Annotated in this window: 21 protein-coding genes; 9 read left to right on the top strand and 12 right to left on the bottom strand. The window is 29.4% G+C overall.

The window, feature by feature from the left end:
* The first annotated feature begins 406 nt into the window (after positions 1-406).
* Together H518_RS0113380 and H518_RS0113375 are read left to right on the top strand one after the other, a co-directional pair.
* On the top strand, positions 407-934 hold the full coding sequence (locus tag H518_RS0113380) for a YkgJ family cysteine cluster protein (RefSeq protein WP_028889537.1): 528 nt from the start codon (positions 407-409) through the stop codon (positions 932-934).
* Between the two features lie 34 nt (positions 935-968).
* Positions 969-1,808: a sterol desaturase family protein gene (locus H518_RS0113375; protein ID WP_028889536.1), complete on the top strand. Its 840-nt coding sequence runs from the start codon at positions 969-971 to the stop codon at positions 1,806-1,808.
* Positions 1,809-1,884: 76 nt separating this feature from the next.
* Here the strand turns inward: H518_RS0113375 and H518_RS0113370 are convergent, their stop codons facing one another.
* Positions 1,885-2,088, bottom strand: coding sequence for a hypothetical protein (locus tag H518_RS0113370; protein ID WP_028889535.1), 204 nt, complete (start codon positions 2,086-2,088; stop codon positions 1,885-1,887).
* A gap of 105 nt (positions 2,089-2,193) precedes the next feature.
* Entirely contained in the window at positions 2,194-2,769 is a 576-nt protein-coding gene (locus tag H518_RS0113365) for a hypothetical protein (protein ID WP_028889534.1), read from the bottom strand.
* 64 nt (positions 2,770-2,833) lie between these two features.
* Here H518_RS0113365 and H518_RS0113360 point away from each other — a divergent pair, with 64 nt between their 5' ends.
* The 4 genes from H518_RS0113360 (at position 2,834) to H518_RS0113345 (ending at position 6,571) form a co-directional block, all read left to right on the top strand.
* Positions 2,834-3,532: a toxin-antitoxin system YwqK family antitoxin gene (locus tag H518_RS0113360; RefSeq protein WP_028889533.1), complete on the top strand. Its 699-nt coding sequence runs from the start codon at positions 2,834-2,836 to the stop codon at positions 3,530-3,532.
* 89 nt (positions 3,533-3,621) lie between these two features.
* On the top strand, positions 3,622-4,809 hold the full coding sequence (gene mnmA, locus H518_RS0113355) for a tRNA 2-thiouridine(34) synthase MnmA (RefSeq protein WP_028889532.1): 1,188 nt from the start codon (positions 3,622-3,624) through the stop codon (positions 4,807-4,809).
* Positions 4,810-4,829: 20 nt separating this feature from the next.
* Positions 4,830-5,630: a toxin-antitoxin system YwqK family antitoxin gene (locus H518_RS0113350; protein ID WP_028889531.1), complete on the top strand. Its 801-nt coding sequence runs from the start codon at positions 4,830-4,832 to the stop codon at positions 5,628-5,630.
* The gene (locus H518_RS0113345; protein WP_028889530.1) at positions 5,630-6,571 is read left to right on the top strand and encodes an NAD(P)H-dependent flavin oxidoreductase; all 942 of its coding nucleotides are present in this window, start codon (positions 5,630-5,632) and stop codon (positions 6,569-6,571) included. The genes H518_RS0113350 and H518_RS0113345 overlap by 1 nt, the downstream gene beginning before the upstream one ends.
* Positions 6,572-6,667: 96 nt before the next feature.
* On the opposite strand, the gene ribB is transcribed toward H518_RS0113345, so the two are convergent.
* From ribB to tpx, 6 genes are all read right to left on the bottom strand, one after another.
* Entirely contained in the window at positions 6,668-7,810 is a 1,143-nt protein-coding gene (gene ribB, locus H518_RS0113340; protein WP_028889529.1) for a 3,4-dihydroxy-2-butanone-4-phosphate synthase, read from the bottom strand.
* Complete coding sequence (locus H518_RS0113335; RefSeq protein ID WP_028889528.1) at positions 7,810-9,261, bottom strand: LptF/LptG family permease; 1,452 nt, start codon at positions 9,259-9,261, stop codon at positions 7,810-7,812. Before H518_RS0113335 ends, ribB begins: the two co-directional genes overlap by 1 nt.
* Before the next feature lie 89 nt (positions 9,262-9,350).
* Positions 9,351-10,004 carry a LolA family protein gene (locus H518_RS0113330; RefSeq protein WP_028889527.1) on the bottom strand — a complete coding sequence of 218 codons (654 nt, stop codon included), beginning with the start codon at positions 10,002-10,004 and terminating at the stop codon, positions 9,351-9,353.
* A 35-nt stretch (positions 10,005-10,039) separates the two neighbouring features.
* Positions 10,040-12,484, bottom strand: a complete 2,445-nt coding sequence (locus H518_RS0113325) for an FtsK/SpoIIIE family DNA translocase (RefSeq protein WP_028889526.1) — start codon at positions 12,482-12,484, stop codon at positions 10,040-10,042.
* Between the two features lie 27 nt (positions 12,485-12,511).
* Entirely contained in the window at positions 12,512-12,892 is a 381-nt protein-coding gene (locus tag H518_RS0113320; protein ID WP_028889525.1) for a diacylglycerol kinase family protein, read from the bottom strand.
* A 6-nt stretch (positions 12,893-12,898) separates the two neighbouring features.
* The gene (gene tpx / locus H518_RS0113315; RefSeq protein ID WP_028889524.1) at positions 12,899-13,396 is read right to left on the bottom strand and encodes a thiol peroxidase; all 498 of its coding nucleotides are present in this window, start codon (positions 13,394-13,396) and stop codon (positions 12,899-12,901) included.
* Positions 13,397-13,508: 112 nt separating this feature from the next.
* Here tpx and H518_RS0113310 point away from each other — a divergent pair, with 112 nt between their 5' ends.
* The gene (locus H518_RS0113310) at positions 13,509-14,903 is read left to right on the top strand and encodes an MATE family efflux transporter (RefSeq protein WP_028889523.1); all 1,395 of its coding nucleotides are present in this window, start codon (positions 13,509-13,511) and stop codon (positions 14,901-14,903) included.
* A 20-nt stretch (positions 14,904-14,923) separates the two neighbouring features.
* Complete coding sequence (locus tag H518_RS0113305; protein WP_028889522.1) at positions 14,924-15,148, top strand: hypothetical protein; 225 nt, start codon at positions 14,924-14,926, stop codon at positions 15,146-15,148.
* A 152-nt stretch (positions 15,149-15,300) separates the two neighbouring features.
* Here H518_RS0113305 and H518_RS0113300 read toward each other — a convergent pair whose 3' ends face one another.
* Both H518_RS0113300 and H518_RS0113295 read right to left on the bottom strand, forming a co-directional pair.
* Positions 15,301-15,924, bottom strand: a complete 624-nt coding sequence (locus H518_RS0113300) for a JAB domain-containing protein (protein ID WP_028889521.1) — start codon at positions 15,922-15,924, stop codon at positions 15,301-15,303.
* A gap of 458 nt (positions 15,925-16,382) precedes the next feature.
* Positions 16,383-17,018, bottom strand: coding sequence for a SanA/YdcF family protein (locus H518_RS0113295; RefSeq protein ID WP_028889520.1), 636 nt, complete (start codon positions 17,016-17,018; stop codon positions 16,383-16,385).
* A gap of 357 nt (positions 17,019-17,375) precedes the next feature.
* On the opposite strand from H518_RS0113295, the gene H518_RS0113290 reads away from it, so the two are divergent.
* Positions 17,376-17,750, top strand: a complete 375-nt coding sequence (locus tag H518_RS0113290; protein WP_028889519.1) for a hypothetical protein — start codon at positions 17,376-17,378, stop codon at positions 17,748-17,750.
* Between the two features lie 185 nt (positions 17,751-17,935).
* On the opposite strand, the gene H518_RS0113285 is transcribed toward H518_RS0113290, so the two are convergent.
* Together H518_RS0113285 and H518_RS0113280 are read right to left on the bottom strand one after the other, a co-directional pair.
* Entirely contained in the window at positions 17,936-18,235 is a 300-nt protein-coding gene (locus tag H518_RS0113285; RefSeq protein ID WP_028889518.1) for a type II toxin-antitoxin system RelE/ParE family toxin, read from the bottom strand.
* On the bottom strand, positions 18,228-18,479 hold the full coding sequence (locus H518_RS0113280; protein ID WP_028889517.1) for a type II toxin-antitoxin system ParD family antitoxin: 252 nt from the start codon (positions 18,477-18,479) through the stop codon (positions 18,228-18,230). The genes H518_RS0113285 and H518_RS0113280 overlap by 8 nt, the downstream gene beginning before the upstream one ends.
* Between the last annotated feature and the right edge of the window lie 64 nt (positions 18,480-18,543).

The following is an 18,543-nucleotide window of genomic DNA, read 5'->3' as shown; positions in this document are numbered from 1 at the left end:
CTTAGATTAAATTAACTTAAAAATAAGGTTAACATGGTAATAAAGTATTATTAAATGTTAATTTGTGTTAAAGTCAATTAATGTACGTTAAAATTAATTTGTATTCATTATTTTATGAGTTTTACTCTATTTATTCGTAATATAATCTAAGTTTTTGTTAATATAGTATACTTTTAGGTGTTCTCGTATGTTTGCTTTCTGTAAAAAAAACAACTAGTAAGTTTTTTATAAAAAACATTTTTAAAGTGTTCTTAACTTTCGAAATAGTTTATTTATTGTTAAAAACGTATTGTATTTTTTAAATTAAGAATCAGAGGTAAGTAGAGATGTTTATGATAAATTATTTTAAAACTTAGAAGGTTATATTTAAACTGATTCTAACGGTTTATATGTCTATTTTTGCAGTATGGATAAAGATTTAGAGAATTTAGAAAAATTAGCTGCAGACGTAGAGAAGCAGAATAAAAAATACTTTGCAACCATAAAAAAGCGAGTACCTAAAAATTTTGATGTTGTAGTACAAGATATACATGAAAAGGAATTTGCAAAAACAGATTGTTTAGATTGCGGTAACTGTTGTAAAACAACGAGTCCTATTTTTACAGATAAAGATACTGAGCGAATTTCTAAACATTTAAAAATGAAGGTTCGTGATTTTGAAAGCCAATATTTAGAGCGTGATAACGACGATTTTATGGTGTTAAAAACAGCTCCATGTTCATTTTTAGATGAAAGTGATAATTCGTGCTTTATATATGATGTGAGACCAAAAGCATGTTCAGAATACCCTCATACAAACCGTAAGAAATTTATTCAGATTTCAGATTTAACGATAGCAAATACAGCTATCTGTCCTGCAACATATAGAATTGTTGAAGAACTAAAAAAACGTTTACCAGTTAGATCAAATGAGAAGGTAAAAAGATTAGGTTGATTTTTTTTTCTTATTTTTAAGAAAATATTTTAAATTGGAAGTCCTTATTCATTATTTTGAGACGATTCCGTCTAAACATCGAAGTTTTATTTTAATTGGCGGAATTACCTTTTTTTGGTTGTTAGAAAGTGCTGTTCCTTTATTTAAGTTTAAATATAACAAATGGAAACATGCTTTTCCAAATTTGTTTTTTACAGTAACAACAATTATAATAAACTTTACATTGGCTTTTTTATTAATAGAAACAGCAGATTGGGTACAAATAAATAATTTTGGATTAATTAATTGGTTACCTGAAATACCTTTATGGTTGTATGTAGTTTTAGGTGTATTATTCTTAGATTTCTTTGGTGCTTATTTAGCACACCTTACCGAACATAAAGTAAAAGTACTTTGGATGGTGCATTTAGTACATCACACCGATCATGAAGTAGATACTACCACAGCTAACAGGCATCATCCTTTAGAAAGTATGATACGTTTTATATTTACATTATTAGGTGTTTTTTTAGTAGGTACTCCAGTAGCAATTATAATGTTGTATCAATCAATGTCATTACTATTTACACAATTAACACATGCAAATATTAAAATTCCAAAAAAACTTGATAAATTATTGAGTTATGTAATTGTATCACCAGACATGCATAAAGTTCATCATCATAATATGTTACCATATACCGATTCTAATTATGGTAATATATTTTCTATTTGGGATCGTTTATTAGGGACTTATATGGAATTGGATAGAGAGAAAATTGTGTATGGAGTAGATACCTTTCCTGACGAAGAAAAGAATTCAAGTTTAAAAGAATTACTAAAACAACCTTTCGTTGGTTATAGAAAGCCAACGAATTTGAAAGAAATTAAATAAGAAACGTGAGTTTTAATTCACGTTTTTTATTTAATCTCTTAAAATAATTTTAGATTTTTACATGAGTAAACTTAACTTACATGCTTCCTCGAACAGATAGTACTTTACAGAAGTATCCTTGATTTTGAAGCAAACTTGCTGTTGCGTGTGTTCTAACATATGTACATCCAAAGACAGTATGGCAACATTTTGCAGCAAAATCATTTAAAGTTCCACCATTAATAGCCTTTTGTTCAGTTTTGTCTAAGGCTTTTCCTAAATCACCAATTTTTTTTAACATAATCTATAAATTTAATTATTAATATTGAGATCAATGTATAAAGCTTTTTAGAAAGTGAAGAGTAAAATTTTTCGAAGTAAGTAAATAACTTTCCGAATGAAATATTTAATTGGTTTTTTCAATCATTTCTAAAATATATTTTCCGCGAGCTTTACAACCTTTGCTCTCGTGAACAATTTTAGTACTAATTAAATGTTTTAATTCATTGTGAACCCACTCTTTTTGTAATCCAAATAAATATAAAGCTGTCATGGTGTAAGCGCGTACTGCTATTTTTTGATCAGTAATTAACCAATCAAAACCAGTTTCAATAATTAAATCGATATGATCTTGAGTTAATACGGATTGTGTTTCATTTTCTTTTTTAGCTGTATAAGCAACTGCTAAGTGTTCACAAATTTTGGCGCATGGTCTAATAGCACTATCAAAATGAAGTGTTGAAATATTTTTAACAAAATAATCAATATAAGGATGAATGTGTTTGATTCCATGATGTGTGCAAATCCATTCTAATATCCAAGCTGCTTTTATTGAAAGCTTGTTATCAACATCAAAGGTTAAAGTTACTAAATGTTTAAGTAATTTTGGGTGTTCTAATACAATATTTGAAGCTTTGTCTCTGTTTACTTTTGCAGCGGTTTTCATGTCGTTTAAAACAGAAATTAAAAAATCAATACTCATATTGGTACGGTTTGTGTATTTTTGAACTCAATAAGTTATTTTACTAAGTAAAAAATAATTATCAATGTTAAATATAAAAAGGAAATTTTCAATAGCACTTTTATTATCAGTTTATTTTATGGTTTCTGTAAATGCTCAGAAATTTAATAAGTTTGATGCTAATGGAAAAAGAACGGGTGTGTGGAAGAAATTTTATGATAATGGAAAAATTCGTTATTCAGGAGTGTTTAAAAACGGAAAAGAAATAGGAAGTTTTAAGTTTTATTCTAAAAAATCATCTTCACAACCAGTAATTGTAAAAGTTTTTTCTAACGATACCGCTTCTGTTAAGTTTTACAATGAATCAGGTAGGTTGAAGAGTGAAGGAGCAATGGTTGGTAAAAACCGTATAGGCAAATGGTTTTATTATTTTACAAATGGTAAGATTTTTTCTGAAGAAGAATATAAAGAAGGTAAGTTAGATGGGGTTCTTAAAAATTATTATCCTAACGGAAATGTAACTCAAGAATCTGTATATGTAGGAGGAGTAAAAAATGGAGTTTCTAAAACATTTACTGATTCAGCTATTTTAATTGAACAAGTAATTTATGCTAAAGGTAAGTTAGAAGGTGAAGCTAAGTATTACGACTTAAAAGGAGGTATAAAGGAAAAAGGAATGTATAAAAACGGAAAAAGAGTAGGGAAGTGGGATTTTTATATGGACGGTGAAATAGTTGATAAAAAGAAAAAAGAGAAATTATCAGATTTTAAGAATGATGATTAATAGATATCAATTTAATTGATAAAGCTATTAGTTTTAATCATTATAAAAATAGAAACTTATTCGTAAATTTGCAGCTTCAATAATAAAGAATGAAAAGAGTAATAGTAGGACTTTCAGGAGGTGTAGATAGTAGTGTAACAGCATATTTATTAAAAGAGCAAGGTTATGAAGTAATTGGTCTGTTTATGAAAAACTGGCATGATGATTCAGTAACTATATCAGATGAATGCCCTTGGTTAGAAGACAGTAATGATGCAATGATTGTTGCTGATAAATTAGGGATACCTTTCCAGACTGTAGATTTAAGTGAGCAATACAAAGAACGTATTGTAGATTATATGTTTAATGAATACGAGAAAGGGCGTACGCCAAATCCTGATATTTTATGTAATAGAGAGATTAAGTTTGATGTTTTTATGGACATCGCACTAAGCTTAGGAGCTGATTATGTAGCAACTGGTCATTATTGTAGAAAAGATGAAGAAGTAATCGAAGGAAAATCAGTTTATAAACTTTTAGCAGGAAAAGATACGAATAAAGATCAGTCGTACTTTTTGTGCCAGTTATCACAAAAACAACTTGCTAAAGCAATGTTTCCTATTGGTGAGTTAACAAAACCTGAAGTAAGAGAAATTGCAAAAGAAGCTGATCTAATTACTGCAGATAAAAAAGATTCTCAAGGATTATGTTTTATAGGTAAAGTTCGTTTACCCGATTTTTTACAACAAAAGCTACAACCTAAAAAGGGAGTTATAGTTCAAATACCTACAAGTTTTGAACAGTATAATAGCGTAATTCCAACATTTAAAAATAAAGAAGCCGAGTTAAATTACTATGCAACAAAATTCTCTTACAAAAAAGAAGATGGTAAAGTTGTTGGTAAACATGATGGAGCTCATTATTTTACAAAAGGACAACGTAAAGGGTTAAATGTAGGTGGTACTAAAGAGGCGTTATATGTAATTGAAACGGACGTTAATGAAAACGTAATTTATACAGGTGAAGGAAAAACTCACCAAGGTTTGTATAGAAATGTTCTGTTTGTTACAAATGAAGAATTACACTGGGTTCGTGAAGATTTAAAGTTAAAATCAGGTGAAGAAATGCAAGTTGAAGCACGAATTCGTTACCGTCAGCAATTAGAAAAAGCAACGATTTATAAAGTTGATAGTGGTTTGTATGTAGAATTCACAAATCCTCAATCAGCCATTCAGGAAGGGCAATTTGTTGCCTGGTATAAGGATGAAGAACTGTTAGGCTCTGGAGTAATCTCTTAAAAAAGTAAGTTAAAAAATCTATGAAAAAAATATTGCTATTATTTATACTATTCGTTAGTTTCCAAGGATTTTCTCAGAAAGATTCTATTGTTAATTACTTAGATAAAAAAGGAAAGATCACAAAGGATAAAGAAAAAGCAAGGTCTTTTGAGATTGTTACAAAGAAATTAGATTCTTTGTGGTTAGTTAGAAAGTATAGGCGTAATGGTAAACTCTTTAATTATACGCATTATTTGTCTGCAAATAAGAAAATAAAAATAGGAGAATCGGTTTCATTTAATAAACATGGGAAAATGAACGTTCTAAATTTTTATAATAAAGAGGGGAGAAAACATGGTAGAGCACAAACTTGGTTTGATAATGGGAATAAAAATATAGAGGGAATATATTTAGAAGGGAAGAGAGAAGGTGTTTGGAAGTTATATCACTATAATGGTAAATTAGCAAGTAAAGGTGTTTTTAAAAAGGACTCTTTATTAAAAACCTCTTTTTATAATTCTTTAGGAAATAAAATTGAGTTCAAATATGATGACTTTAAAATAAAAAAGCCAAAATTTAAAGTAGATAATAAAAAATATGTTGATAGATTAAAAAAGTTGGTAAAAAGTATTAATTATAAAGTTAAAGGAAAAATAAATGTTTATTATGTAATAGATGTTGATGGGAAAATTAAGGATGTTACTATAGATGAGAAACTTCCTAAGAAATTAAAGAAACAAATAATTACCTTTTTTGAAAATATCGAAGGTTGGGTTCCTGCCACACATTTAAACAGAATAATACCATTTAATTTTACTCAACCACTAAATTTTAGAGGATAATGCAAAATAAAATTACAAAATTATTTAATATTCAATATCCAATTATTCAAGGAGGAATGATTTGGGTGAGTGGTTGGAAACTAGCTTCTGCTGTTTCTAATGCTGGTGGACTAGGATTAATAGGTGCAGGATCAATGTACCCTGATGTTTTACGTACCCATATTCAAAAATGTAAAAAAGCAACTAGTAAGCCATTTGGAGTTAATGTACCAATGTTGTATCCAGATATTGAAAAAATAATGGATATTATTATTGAAGAAGGTGTAAAGATTGTTTTTACATCAGCAGGAAACCCTAAAACTTGGACTAGTTTTTTAAAGGAAAAAGGAATTACAGTAGTACATGTAGTAAGCTCTGTGAAATTTGCCTTAAAATCAGAAGCAGCTGGGGTAGATGCTGTAGTTTGTGAAGGTTTTGAAGCAGGAGGTCATAACGGGCGTGAAGAGTCTACTACGCTTACTTTAATACCAATGGTAAAAGAGCAGGTAAAAATTCCTGTAATTTCAGCTGGAGGTATTGGTTCAGGTAGAGGAATGTTAGCGGCTATGGTTTTAGGAGCCGACGGAGTACAAATAGGTAGTCGTTTTGCTGCTACATTAGAGTCTTCGGCGCATGATAATTTTAAACAGACTATTGTTAATGTTAAAGATGGTGATACTCATTTAACTTTAAAAGAATTGGCACCAGTTCGTTTGGTTAAAAATAAATTCTATAAAGAAGTTCAGGAATTATATCAAAAAAATCCATCAATAGAAGATATAAAAGAATTATTAGGTCGTGCAAGAGCTAAAAAGGGAATGTTTGAAGGAGATTTAGATGAAGGTGAGCTCGAAATAGGACAGGTAGCAGGAATCATTCATGAAATAAAATCAGCCAAAGACGTTGTAGCGGAAATTGTAAATGAATTTAATGAGGTTAAATCATTAATGAGTATTTTATAAGTAGTACCAATTATATTATGCCCGAATTGGTATAATAATACATCATAAAAAAAGCAAGCTTACTAAGCTTGCTTTTTTTATGATGTATTAACGATTCTAGTAATTTACATAGTCAACTATTTCCAAACCATAACCAATCATACCAACACGTTTGGTTTGTTTGGTGTTAGAAACTAATTTAAGTTTATGTATATGTAAGTCGTGTAATATTTGGGCACCAATACCAAAATCTTTATTATCCATGATAACATTGGGAGCTTTCATTTCTCCATTTGTTTGGTTTTCTTTTAAACCACGTAATCTGTTTAATAAATTTAAAGCTTGACTTTGTTGGTTAATAAAAAGAATAGCGCCTTTACCTTCTTTATTAATAACGCTAAACATTTGATCAAGTTTTTTATCAGCATTGTTAGTTAAAGTACCAAGAATATCATTATTAACTAAGGTTGAATTTATTCTAGTTAAAATAGGATCACTCTTTGTCCAGCTTCCTTTAGTTAAAGCGATATGAATTTGTTTATTAGTAGTTTGTTGATAAGCCCTTAATCGAAAGTCACCAAAACGAGTTTCAATATTAAAATCTTCTTTCTTTTCAATTAAAGAATCATGTTCCATTCTGTAAGCAACTAAGTCTTCAATAGAAACAATTTTTAAATCAAATTTCTTTGCCACCTCTAATAACTGAGGTAAACGAGCCATGGTACCATCTTCGTTCATTATCTCTACGATAACTCCGGCTGGTTGTAAGCCAGCTAAACGAGCAAAATCAATAGCAGCTTCGGTATGCCCTGTTCTTCTTAAAACACCACCATTTTTTGCTCTTAAAGGAAAGATATGTCCAGGACGTGCAAGATCAAAAGGTTTTGTTTCTGGATCCATTAAGGCCTTAATCGTTTTAGATCTATCTGAAGCAGAGATACCTGTGGTTACACCTTTACCTCGTAAATCTACAGAAACCGTAAAAGCAGTTTCCATAGGGTCGGTGTTATTGTTAACCATCATGTTTAACTCTAGTTCTTTACAACGGTTTTCAGTAAGAGGTGTACATATTAAACCTCTACCATGAGTAGCCATAAAGTTTACCATTTCTGGAGTAACCATTTCTGCAGCAGCTAAAAAATCACCTTCGTTTTCACGATCTTCATCATCTACTACAATAATAACTTTTCCGTCCTTAATATCTTGTATAGCTTCTTCAATAGTGTTTAATTGAGTTTTAGCTGATGTTTGTGTTGTCATTAGTTATGTTGTTTTCTCTTTTTAGAGAATATGTTTTTAAATAAATTACCAAGTGTAGCAATAAAACCTTTAATATCAAATAAACCTTTGTCTTTACTTGCTCTAAAGGTTAATGTTAGAGCCAAAGGTAGCATTAATAATACACTTAGCCAAGCGCCTGTTACAGCTGTCACAGAGCTTTGTTCTGCTAGGTTTTTACCAAAAGTGTTCGTGAAAAAGTAGAGTACATATATACAAATAGCTAAAATCATTGGCAGTCCCATACCTCCTTTTCTTATGATAGAGCCTAATGGTGCACCTATAAAAAAGAGCAGTAAACAAGAAAAAGAAAAAGCAATTCTGTTAAAAAACTCTACATCGTATAAGTTAAGATATTTCCTTTTTCTTTTTAAAGATTCCTTGTTTGATTTATTATTATTTATAGTACGTTTAATTTTAGAACTAGCCACATTCATAATATTTTGTTGTTCTGAAATGTCAAAATTTTCAAGAATATTAGGTAAAAGTTTTTTGTTAATTAATGAATCTGGATAAGAATGTAAATTTTGTATATCGATATTTAAAAACAAATTTTTAGCCCTGCTCGAAAGAAAAATATCGTAATTTTTTTTCATGGTTGGTATCGTATCTTTTAACTGTCCCAAACTTAACATGTTGTATTGTGTTTTGTACCTTTCTTTTCCTAAGTCATCATCACTAATTGAAGATATATCGATGTTAATAGTATATTCATCAAAATAAGCATGGGAAGCTGGCATTTTTAACTTTTCTTTATATGGTACTCCATTCTTAATATGATGCTCAAAGTAATAACCATCTTCTAAAATTAAGGTCATATATTTACTACCCTCTTCAGAGAATATTTTTCCTTTTTCTGCCGTTATAATTTTGTTGTTCCCTTTTTTTGCTGATAGATCATAAATAATAACTCTCTTTAAAAGGTTATCATCTTCGCCATATTTTTCATCAAATTTAATTTGAAAATTAGGAATGTCAGCATTAAAACTTCCAGCGACTAAAGCAATAGCAGGTTGTTTGTTTTTTATGTTAACCTTCATGTTTAATTGTTTTAACATTGCATAAGGGTACACATTGTTTAAAAAAACAAAATTTATAACACTAAAAAGTAAGGTTAAAATGATTAAAGGTCTAACTATTCTAGGTAATGAAATACCTGCTGATTTTGTTGCTGCAAATTCATAGTTTTCAGATAAACTTCCTAATGTCATAATAGAAGAAAGTAAAACACCAATAGGTAGTGCCTGTGGTACTACAAGAAGTGTTGTATACCAAAGAAACTTTAGAATAATTAGGAAACTAATTCCTTTACCCGCAAAATTATCAAAAGCAAGCCATAAAACTTGCATTACTAAAACGAATAGTATAATTAAGAATGTCGCAAAAAAAGGTCGTAAGAAGCTTTTTAAAATATATTTGTCTAATGTTTTCACAGAAGCAAAGGTAGTAGGTTAGATGAATAAAAAAACAAAAGTTTTGTTAATGATATAAAAAGTCATTAACAAAACTTGATTTTATAAAATTAATCGATAAAATAGCCTTGTTTTGTGTATTTGCTTTTATCGAATAAAAATAAATTTTTAGATATAGGCTGATTACTTTTAAATCTAGTTATTGTAAAAGTAGTTTCGGCTCCGTTAGATCCTATTTGAACTAATTTATAAATATGTTTAGTTTTAGCATCAATACCTAATTGAACTTTAATAATATCTGAATTACTATCAATAGGTGTTAAATCTACAAATTGAACTTTGCGACCATTATTGTTTTTTAACTTTCCCATTGAGAAGATGTAACCCTCTTTATAAAAAGTTAATAATTTAGAAGGATAAATAAACCCATCTTCTTCTTCTAAATCTCCATTTGAAATGGTAACTTCTTTTTCTTCTTGATTAATAATAACTAGTTTACTTCCATCAAAAACAAAATTATTACCTAAGTAATCTAAATTGTATTTTTCACCAGAAAGAGTAATCTCTCCTCGTATTGGTGGGTCGTTTGTAATACCAGCTTCTTTATTGATTAAAGAGGAGTTAAACCCGATAACCATATTATTATAAGCTCCCATTTTACTAGATACTTCGTCTAATAATTTTTTAGCTTCAGAAGAAGAACTTTGAGCTACCATGTTTAAACTAATAAATAATCCGATAAATAATAATCTTATTTTTTTCATTTTATTTTCTTCCGTTTTGGAAATTTTTATGATTGTTATTTTTTTTCATTTTCTAATAATTGTTCAAGAGCAACAAAATCAGGAACTAATACTTGTCTTGCTTTACTTCCTTCAAAAGGACCTACAATACCTGCAGCTTCTAGTTGATCAATTAATCTACCAGCTCTATTGTAGCCTAACTTTAATTTACGTTGCAATAACGATGCCGAACCTTGTTGTGCAGTAACAATAACTTCAGCAGCATTTTTAAACAATTTATCTCTGTCTGCAATGTCTATATCAACATTTGTGCCACCTTCTTCACCAACATATTCTGGTAATAGATGAGCTTCAGGATAAGCACGTTGTGAACCAATAAAATCGGTTATTTTTTCTACTTCAGGAGTATCAACAAAAGCACATTGAATTCTGTCTAAATCATTCCCAGCAGTATATAGCATATCTCCACGACCAATTAATTGATCTGCTCCACCAGCATCTAAAATGGTTCTAGAATCAATTTTTGAAGTTACCCTAAAGGCAATTCGTGCAGGGAAATTCGCCTTGATTATACCTGTAATTACATTTACAGAAGGTCTTTGAGTAGCTACAATTAAATGAATACCAATGGCACGTGCTAATTGAGCTAAACGAGCAATAGGAGTTTCTACTTCTTTACCTGCTGTCATTATTAAATCAGCAAATTCATCAATAACTAAAACAATATAGGGTAAGAATTTATGCCCGTTTTCAGGATTTAATTTTCTTGTTTTAAATTTGGTGTTGTATTCTTTAATATTACGAACCATTGCGTTTTTAAGCATGTCGTAACGATTATCCATTTCTATACACAAAGAGTTTAGTGTATTTACAACTTTGGTTGTATCTGTAATAATAGCATCTTCACTGTCTGGTAATTTAGCTAAATAATGGCGTTCAATTTTATTAAATAATGTAAGTTCAACTTTTTTAGGATCAACTAAAACAAATTTAACTTCGGCAGGGTGTTTTTTGTACAGTAATGATGTTAATACAGCATTTAATCCTACAGATTTACCTTGCCCAGTTGCACCTGCCATTAGTAAGTGAGGCATTTTTGCTAAATCAACAACAAAGGTTTCGTTAGAAATAGTTTTACCTAAAGCAATTGGTAATTCCATTTGAGATTCTTGAAATTTCTTAGAAGAAATAACAGAATGCATTGATACAATGGTCGATTTTTTATTTGGAACTTCAATACCAATAGTTCCTTTTCCAGGAATAGGGGCAATAATACGAATACCTAATGCCGAAAGTGATAGGGCAATATCATCTTCTAGGTTTTTAATTTTAGAAATTCTAATTCCAGCTTCAGGTACAATTTCATATAATGTAATTGTTGGCCCTACAGTTGCTTTAATTTGAGCAATACCAATTTTATAGTTTTTAAGAGTTTCTACAATTCGGTTTTTATTAGCCTCAAGTTCTTCTGGATCTATAGAAATTGTTTCGTTATATTCTTTTAATAAGTTAAATGTTGGAAATTTAAAGTTGCCTAAATCTAAAGTAGGGTCAAACTCTCCAAAATCTTTTACTAATTGATCCGATAAGTTTTCGGTAACACTTTTTTCTTCCGAACTTTTTTCAATAGCAATTTCAACTTCTTTTATTGTTTCTTCTGAAATTTTTATAGAAGGTTCTTCTTTTTGGCTTACTTCTAAAGTTATTTCTTCTTTTTTAATATCGGTAGAAGTGCTTACTTCAGAATGTTTTGTAATGGTTGGTTGTAAATCTTCAACAGATTTTTCAAAATTAGTTTTTTCATTATCTAATTTTTTTTCACCGTCGTTTACAGTATTTGTATCTTTAGAAGCTTGTTTTATCGCTTCATATTTAGAAGCATTAGCTGCGGCTTCTTTTTCTTTAGATTTTTTTATCTTTTCGTTAATTTCTTCAGGAGTAATACTAAATCGAATAATTAGATATGCAATTAAAAAGAAAACTAATAAAATAATTAACCCTGTTTTTCCTAAAAAAGTTTGTAGATATTCGTTAAGTTCAAAACCAATAATACCTGATAAAAGGGCATTTTTTTTCTCAATAAAGCCTAAAGCTGTAGAAAACCATAGCATTGTTAATAACCCCCAATTCCAAGAAATTATTATTCTTTTTAAATTTGTGTGTAATAATATTCTAGATCCTGTTAAAAATAAGATAAAAGGCAAAACAAAGGCGCCAAAACCGAACCCTTTAAAAATAAAGAAGTTACTTAGTTTTGCACCTATTTTTCCTAGTAAATTTTTAGTAGGAATTGCTCTATTATAAAATTGTGATAATGCACTTTGATCTTCTTGCCATGAAAAGAAAAAAGAGATAAATGCAATTGTTAAAAATATCGAAAAAAGCACTAAAAATGCTCCTAAAATGGTTTGATTATGTCTGTATGAAAAAAAAGAAGAAACTTTTTTAATTGAATTATTTATAGGTTGTTTCTTTTGAGTTGTTATCTTTTTTTTTGCCATGTATTTATATTAGAAAAATATTGAACGTTACAATATAGCTATTATTTTAGGAATATAAATTATACCCGCAATAATCAATGATGCTAGGGCTGCAAAGGCAGGGCCTCCAGCAGCTATATCTTTTATGAAACCTATTTTTTCATGATAATCAGGATGTATAAAGTCAGCTACTTTTTCAATTGCGGTATTTAAAGCTTCGGCAACCAAAATCATGCCAATAAGCATACATTGAATCATCCATTCAGTCATTGAAATATTAAAATAAAAACCTAAAAATGTAGCCATTAAACCAAAAAAAAGTTGCGCTTTAATGCTATCTTCAGTAGTTATTAATAACCACATTCCTTTTAAAGCAAACGTTATACTACGCAACCTTCCTCTGATAAAACCATCATTGGGATTTTTCATAAAGTATTATAAAGTTTTTAAAGCAGCTTCGTAATTTGGTTCGTCAACAATTTCATTTACTTGTTCAGTATAGGTAATAGTTCCTTCTTCGTTAATTATAACAATACAACGTGAATGTAAAGTTGCTAAAGGTCCATTTTTAACCTCTAAACCATAATCTTTACCAAACTTACCTGCTGAAAAATCAGATAACATTACAACATTTTCAATACCTTCAGCTCCACAAAAACGCCCTTGCGCGAATGGTAAATCTCTAGAAATACATAAAACTTTTGTATTATCTAAATCAGCAACTTTTTTGTTAAACTCTCTAACTGAAGTAGCGCAAGTACCAGTATCAACACTAGGGAAAATGTTTAATATTAATCGGCTACCTGAAAAATCAGCTAGTTTTTTAATTGATAAATCGGTTGCGACTAAAGAAAAGTCGATTGCTTTACTACCTAATTCTGGTAAGTTACCTATTGTTTCTATTGTATTTCCTTGTAGTGTTATTGAAGCCATTTTCTGTTTGTTTTATAAAAATCAAAGGTAATTAAATTAATTAAAAAATGAAGAAGATAAACGCAGTCGACTACTAAAAAAGTTATCTTCGCATCTCGAAATAATAGAAGTTTTGAATTTACAGCAATATACATCAGAATTTAAGTACAATTGGAAACTAGCAGCACCAGTAATGTTAGGAATGTTAGGACATACCTTTGTTAGTTTTGTAGATAATATTATGGTAGGGCAATTAGGAACGGCAGAGTTAGCAGCTGTTTCTTTGGGGAATAGCTTTATGTTTATTGCAATGTCTTTAGGAATAGGGTTTTCAACAGCAATTACACCTTTAATAGCAGAAGCAGATTCTTCTAATAACTTTAAGGAAGCTAAAGCTACATTTAAACACGGACTTTTTTTATGTACTGCTATAGGGATTTTAATGTTTTTATTGGTTTTTTGTTCAAAACCTTTAATGTATTTAATGAAGCAACCTTTAGAGGTTGTAGAATTAGCAATTCCGTATTTAGATTTAGTTGCTTTTTCTTTAATACCAATGATTATTTTTCAGGCGTTTAAACAGTTTAGCGATGGTTTGTCGATGACACGTTATCCTATGTATGCTACAATTTTGGCAAATGTTTTAAATGTTATTTTAAATTATTTGTTGATTTTCGGGAAATTTGGTTTTCCTGAAATGGGAATTGTAGGTGCAGCATACGGAACATTGCTTTCTCGATTCGTTATGGTATTACACCTTTGGTGGATGTTAAAAAGAAAAGAACGCTCTAAAAAATTAGTAACCAATATTAAGTTATTTGTACTTGATAAATTAATGCTACGAAAAATAATTAATTTGGGAGCACCAAGCGCTATGCAAATGTTTTTTGAAGTGGGTATATTTACTGCTGCTATTTGGTTAAGTGGTTTATTAGGTAAAAATGCACAAGCAGCTAATCAAATAGCATTAAATTTATCATCAATGACATTTATGGTTGCCATGGGGTTAAGCGTAGCATCTATGATAAGAGTAGGAAACCAAAAGGGTTTACAAAAGTTTTCTGACCTTAGAAGAATAGCTTTTTCTATTTTTTTATTAGGTATTATTTTAGCGGTAGGCTTTGCAACATTTTTTTATTTATTTAATAAATCGCTTCCTAATTTATATGTAGATTTAAGTGATGTTGAAAATTATGCAGATAATATGGAAGTAATGAAAATTGCAGCAAATTTATTAATAGTAGCAGCATTTTTTCAAATATCAGATAGTATTCAAGTCGTTGTTTTAGGAGCTTTACGTGGGTTACAAGATGTAAAGATTCCAACAATTATTACTTTTATATCTTATTGGATGATTGGTTTTCCTATTAGTTATTTTCTTGGTACTAAAGAAACTTATGGTAGTTTTGGTATTTGGTTGGGTTTATTGGCTGGTTTAACTACGGCATCTATCTTATTATTTATTAGATTTAATAGATTAACTTTAAAATTGATTAAAACAAATTCTGTAATTACTACAGAAGAATAAAATATAAAAAATACATTTTCATGAATTTACCAAAATTTTTATTAGCAGATAATAGTGAACATCCAGAAGACATTTTTGTATTACATACTGAATATCCACGTTTTTTAATTAATTTAAAGGATGATGAAGTAGAGTGGTTTGAGGATTTAACAGGTGAGAAAGAAGAGGATATAACTGCAGAATTGGCTGATTTAATGGATAAAGCAGGGGAGTTTTACGATAAAGAAATGGAAGGTTTAGATTAATTTGTTTAGTCTTATGTATTTTGGTGTGTAAATGCAGTAAAATATGATTTTAGGTACTACATTAATAGAAATGAGTTTGATAATTAATCAAGCTCATTTTTGTTTTGTAAAAACAATTGAGTTTTTGGCTTTAATATATTTTTAAAGTAAGTTTATTTTTTTAAAACTTTTAATTTTTCAATTTCCATAAGAGAAAGACCTGTTGATAATGCAATTGTTTCATTATCAACTCCATTTCTTTTTAACTCTTTAGCTATTTCAACGGTTTTTTTGTTATTAGCAATCTCAACAGCTTCTTTTCTAATCTGCTGTTCTAATACATATTTAGGAACATATTTTGTGCTCTTTTTTAATTCATTTAAAAGACCAGTATCAGCAAAACTTAAATAATTTTTGTCAGATATTATTAAATGGTCAAGAACCTTGGTATTTACAATAATTCCTACTTGAATTAATCGATCAGAAATATTTTTATCTTCTTCTGATGGTTGTAATTCCCCGCTTGGGTGGTTATGACATAAAATTATTTTTACAGCTCTTTTTTGCAATGCAAAACTAAAAACCTCCATGGGTTCGGCTATGGTTTTATTTATGCTTCCTAAACTAATAAGTTCTATAAAAAGAATTCGGCTATTGTTTGCCAAGCCAATAACCCAAAAATGTTCTCTGTTTTGATCAATTTTGTTTTCTCGAAGCAGAATTTTTTGCATGATTCTGTATATGTCTTCAGAGTTTAATATTTTAATTTTTTCTTCTTCTGCCAATTTTATGTCCATAACGTAAATGTAAGACTTTTTTTAAAAAGCATAAATGTATTTTTCTCTCTTATAGCTTTACATTTTTAATCAAACCTTATTAGGTTTCTTAAAGCTATTTTTATGTTTTACTTACTCTTACTTGATATAGATTACAAATATTTGTTGGCAAGTTTTACACTAAATTGAAAACTTTGCAAAGTGGTAGGGTTAGTAACTATTATTTTTTATAATTGACAGGATTTAACTTAAGCATTCTTATTTTTTATGGCTTATAATGTTTAGCTATGAATAGTATGGTGTAGAAAATCTGCAGATTTTCGTGTCTACAGAAGCTAATAGCTTTTGTTTTAATTTTAATTTTGTCGTTTTAAAAAAGCCAAATTAAAAGATTTGGCGATGTTCGTAAAAATAGACAAACCCTTGGGGTAAACACCGAAATCTGCATTGTTTATAGGTGTTGTTGTTAGAATGCGTTTTTACTTTATTTCGATTTTCTTACCTAAAAACTTAGGTTTTACACGAAACAAAATATCTACAAAAACTTTAGTACGAGCTAAGTATTCACGAACTTTTACTCTCAGTCCATATTTTCCAGAAACATCTCTGGCATTAAAACCAATAGCATTAATTCCGTTATTTTCAGCCAAATAAATTGCTCTTTCATTGTGGAATTTTTGAGATATGATAGTGATGTTTTCCTGTCCAAATATTTCTTTAGACCTAACAACTGAATCAAGCGTTCTAAAGCCCGCATAATCTAAGAAAATTTTATTTTCAGGTATCCCTTTTTTGATTAATTCATTTTTGAAATCAGTTGGTTCATCATAGTTTTTATTTCCGTTATCACCACTAATTAAAACGAAATCTATTTTATTTTTTTTGTATAATTCAACCGTGGCATTAATTCTGTATTTGAAATATAAATTAATCCTACCGTTTTTTAAAGTCTTAGCCGTACCTAATACAAGTCCAACTTTATTTTTTTTAATTTTAGAAGAGTCAGAATACGTTTTATTTTGAGCATTATTTTCTACAGAGTAATTTGATGTTAATATTAGAATAAAGGGAAGTATAAGTAATAATAGTATGATGTATGCTCTTTTCTTTTTCATAATTTTTGTAATACACTCTTACGGTTTGTATAAGTATAGTAGCGGGGTTAAAAGTTTAGATATTTCAAGTTACTACTACATTTGATAAATGTACAAAACTTTGATTAAAGTAATAAAATCGCTATTACGTTTATATTTTGTTAGATCCTTTTTTTCTTTTACTATTAATCATCTTTCTTATGACCAAAAACCTAAGCTTTATTACATTTTTTCAAAAATAAATTTAATGTTTCCTCACTTTTGAAGTGTAATTAAAAAAAAATATTCGATTGAGTAGCTGCTGTCAATTTTTAATTTTAAAGGTGGAATCCGAAAAGCCAATTTTAAATAGAGTAGGAGTTTTTAAAATTAATAATTATGTCACAATCACTATACAGAAAACCTAACGGAGATATCTACCTCCAACTTTTTAATGAATTGCATAAAATTGCAGATAATACAACGGTAACCAGACTCTTTGGTACGAACCCAACGATTAGCGATAATGTACCATCCTTCGATACAGGGTTTGATATTGGCACGAGTTCTTGTTTAATTAGATTAGAGAATGGTTTGGTTGGGTTTTGTGTTCAAAATTCGTCTGGCTACAAGATTCACGGATTCGATTCTATCAGTGCAATCGATTATTATCAATTCAGCCATGCTTGGTTCCCAGAATGCGATGGTGATCAGTTAGCAATTCACATTCTCGGGACAGTGATTTCATGGGGTGACTCGATAAAAGCTACTTAAACTATTGGTAACTTAATAAAATTGTAATACACTTTAAAAATTTTCGTGAACAAGCTTATAATATGTTCACGAGAGTTTTTACTTTATCATTAGTTGTCCCTGTTTATTGGGCCTAACGTTTCTTGTATGGTGCGTTTGCATCCCGCAGGGTGCATATGCATTATAGAAATTATTTTATACAGTTTTTATTCCGTTATTCTCTTCTTTAAATACATTCTTGCGTGTAATATTCTAGTTATTTCTACATAATCAGGATTTAACGTTCTGAAGAATATTATATGCCGATTTACTTTAATACCGAGAAGTTGCTTTGATATTCCTTCGTAGTTTTTTCCTAAGTCAGGGTTTTTAGCAATTTCTTTGCAGTTAGAAATTAGTTCATCATAGTATTTGTCAGCTTGTTTTTCCGACCAAACCTCAAATGTATAATCCCAAATCTTTGATAAGTCTTCAACGGCTTTGTTCGTTAACCTATATTCAGCCATTCGAGTGCTTTTTCGCTTTTAGTGATTCAAGATGTTCTTTAGGGTCAAAGTCGTGAGCTATTCCGCTATCAATTCCTTCTTGAATTGCTTTTTTTAACGCAATCACTTTGCTTTCTTCTTCTTCTAAAAGCCTTAATCCTGCACGAATAACTTCGCTAACATTTTTAAACCTTCCTTGACTTATGCTACTTTGCACAAATTGGTCAAAATAATTTCCGAGAGATATTGATGTGTTTTTATTCATTTGAATACTGATTTAATTCAAATATACCAAAAACTGGTATAATAGCCAAATTTCTAAAATTGTA

It is taken from the genome of Tenacibaculum ovolyticum DSM 18103 (genome assembly GCF_000430545.1).
In the GTDB taxonomy this organism is placed as follows: domain Bacteria; phylum Bacteroidota; class Bacteroidia; order Flavobacteriales; family Flavobacteriaceae; genus Polaribacter; species Polaribacter ovolyticus.
This window is presented reverse-complemented; position numbering and strand designations above follow the sequence as displayed.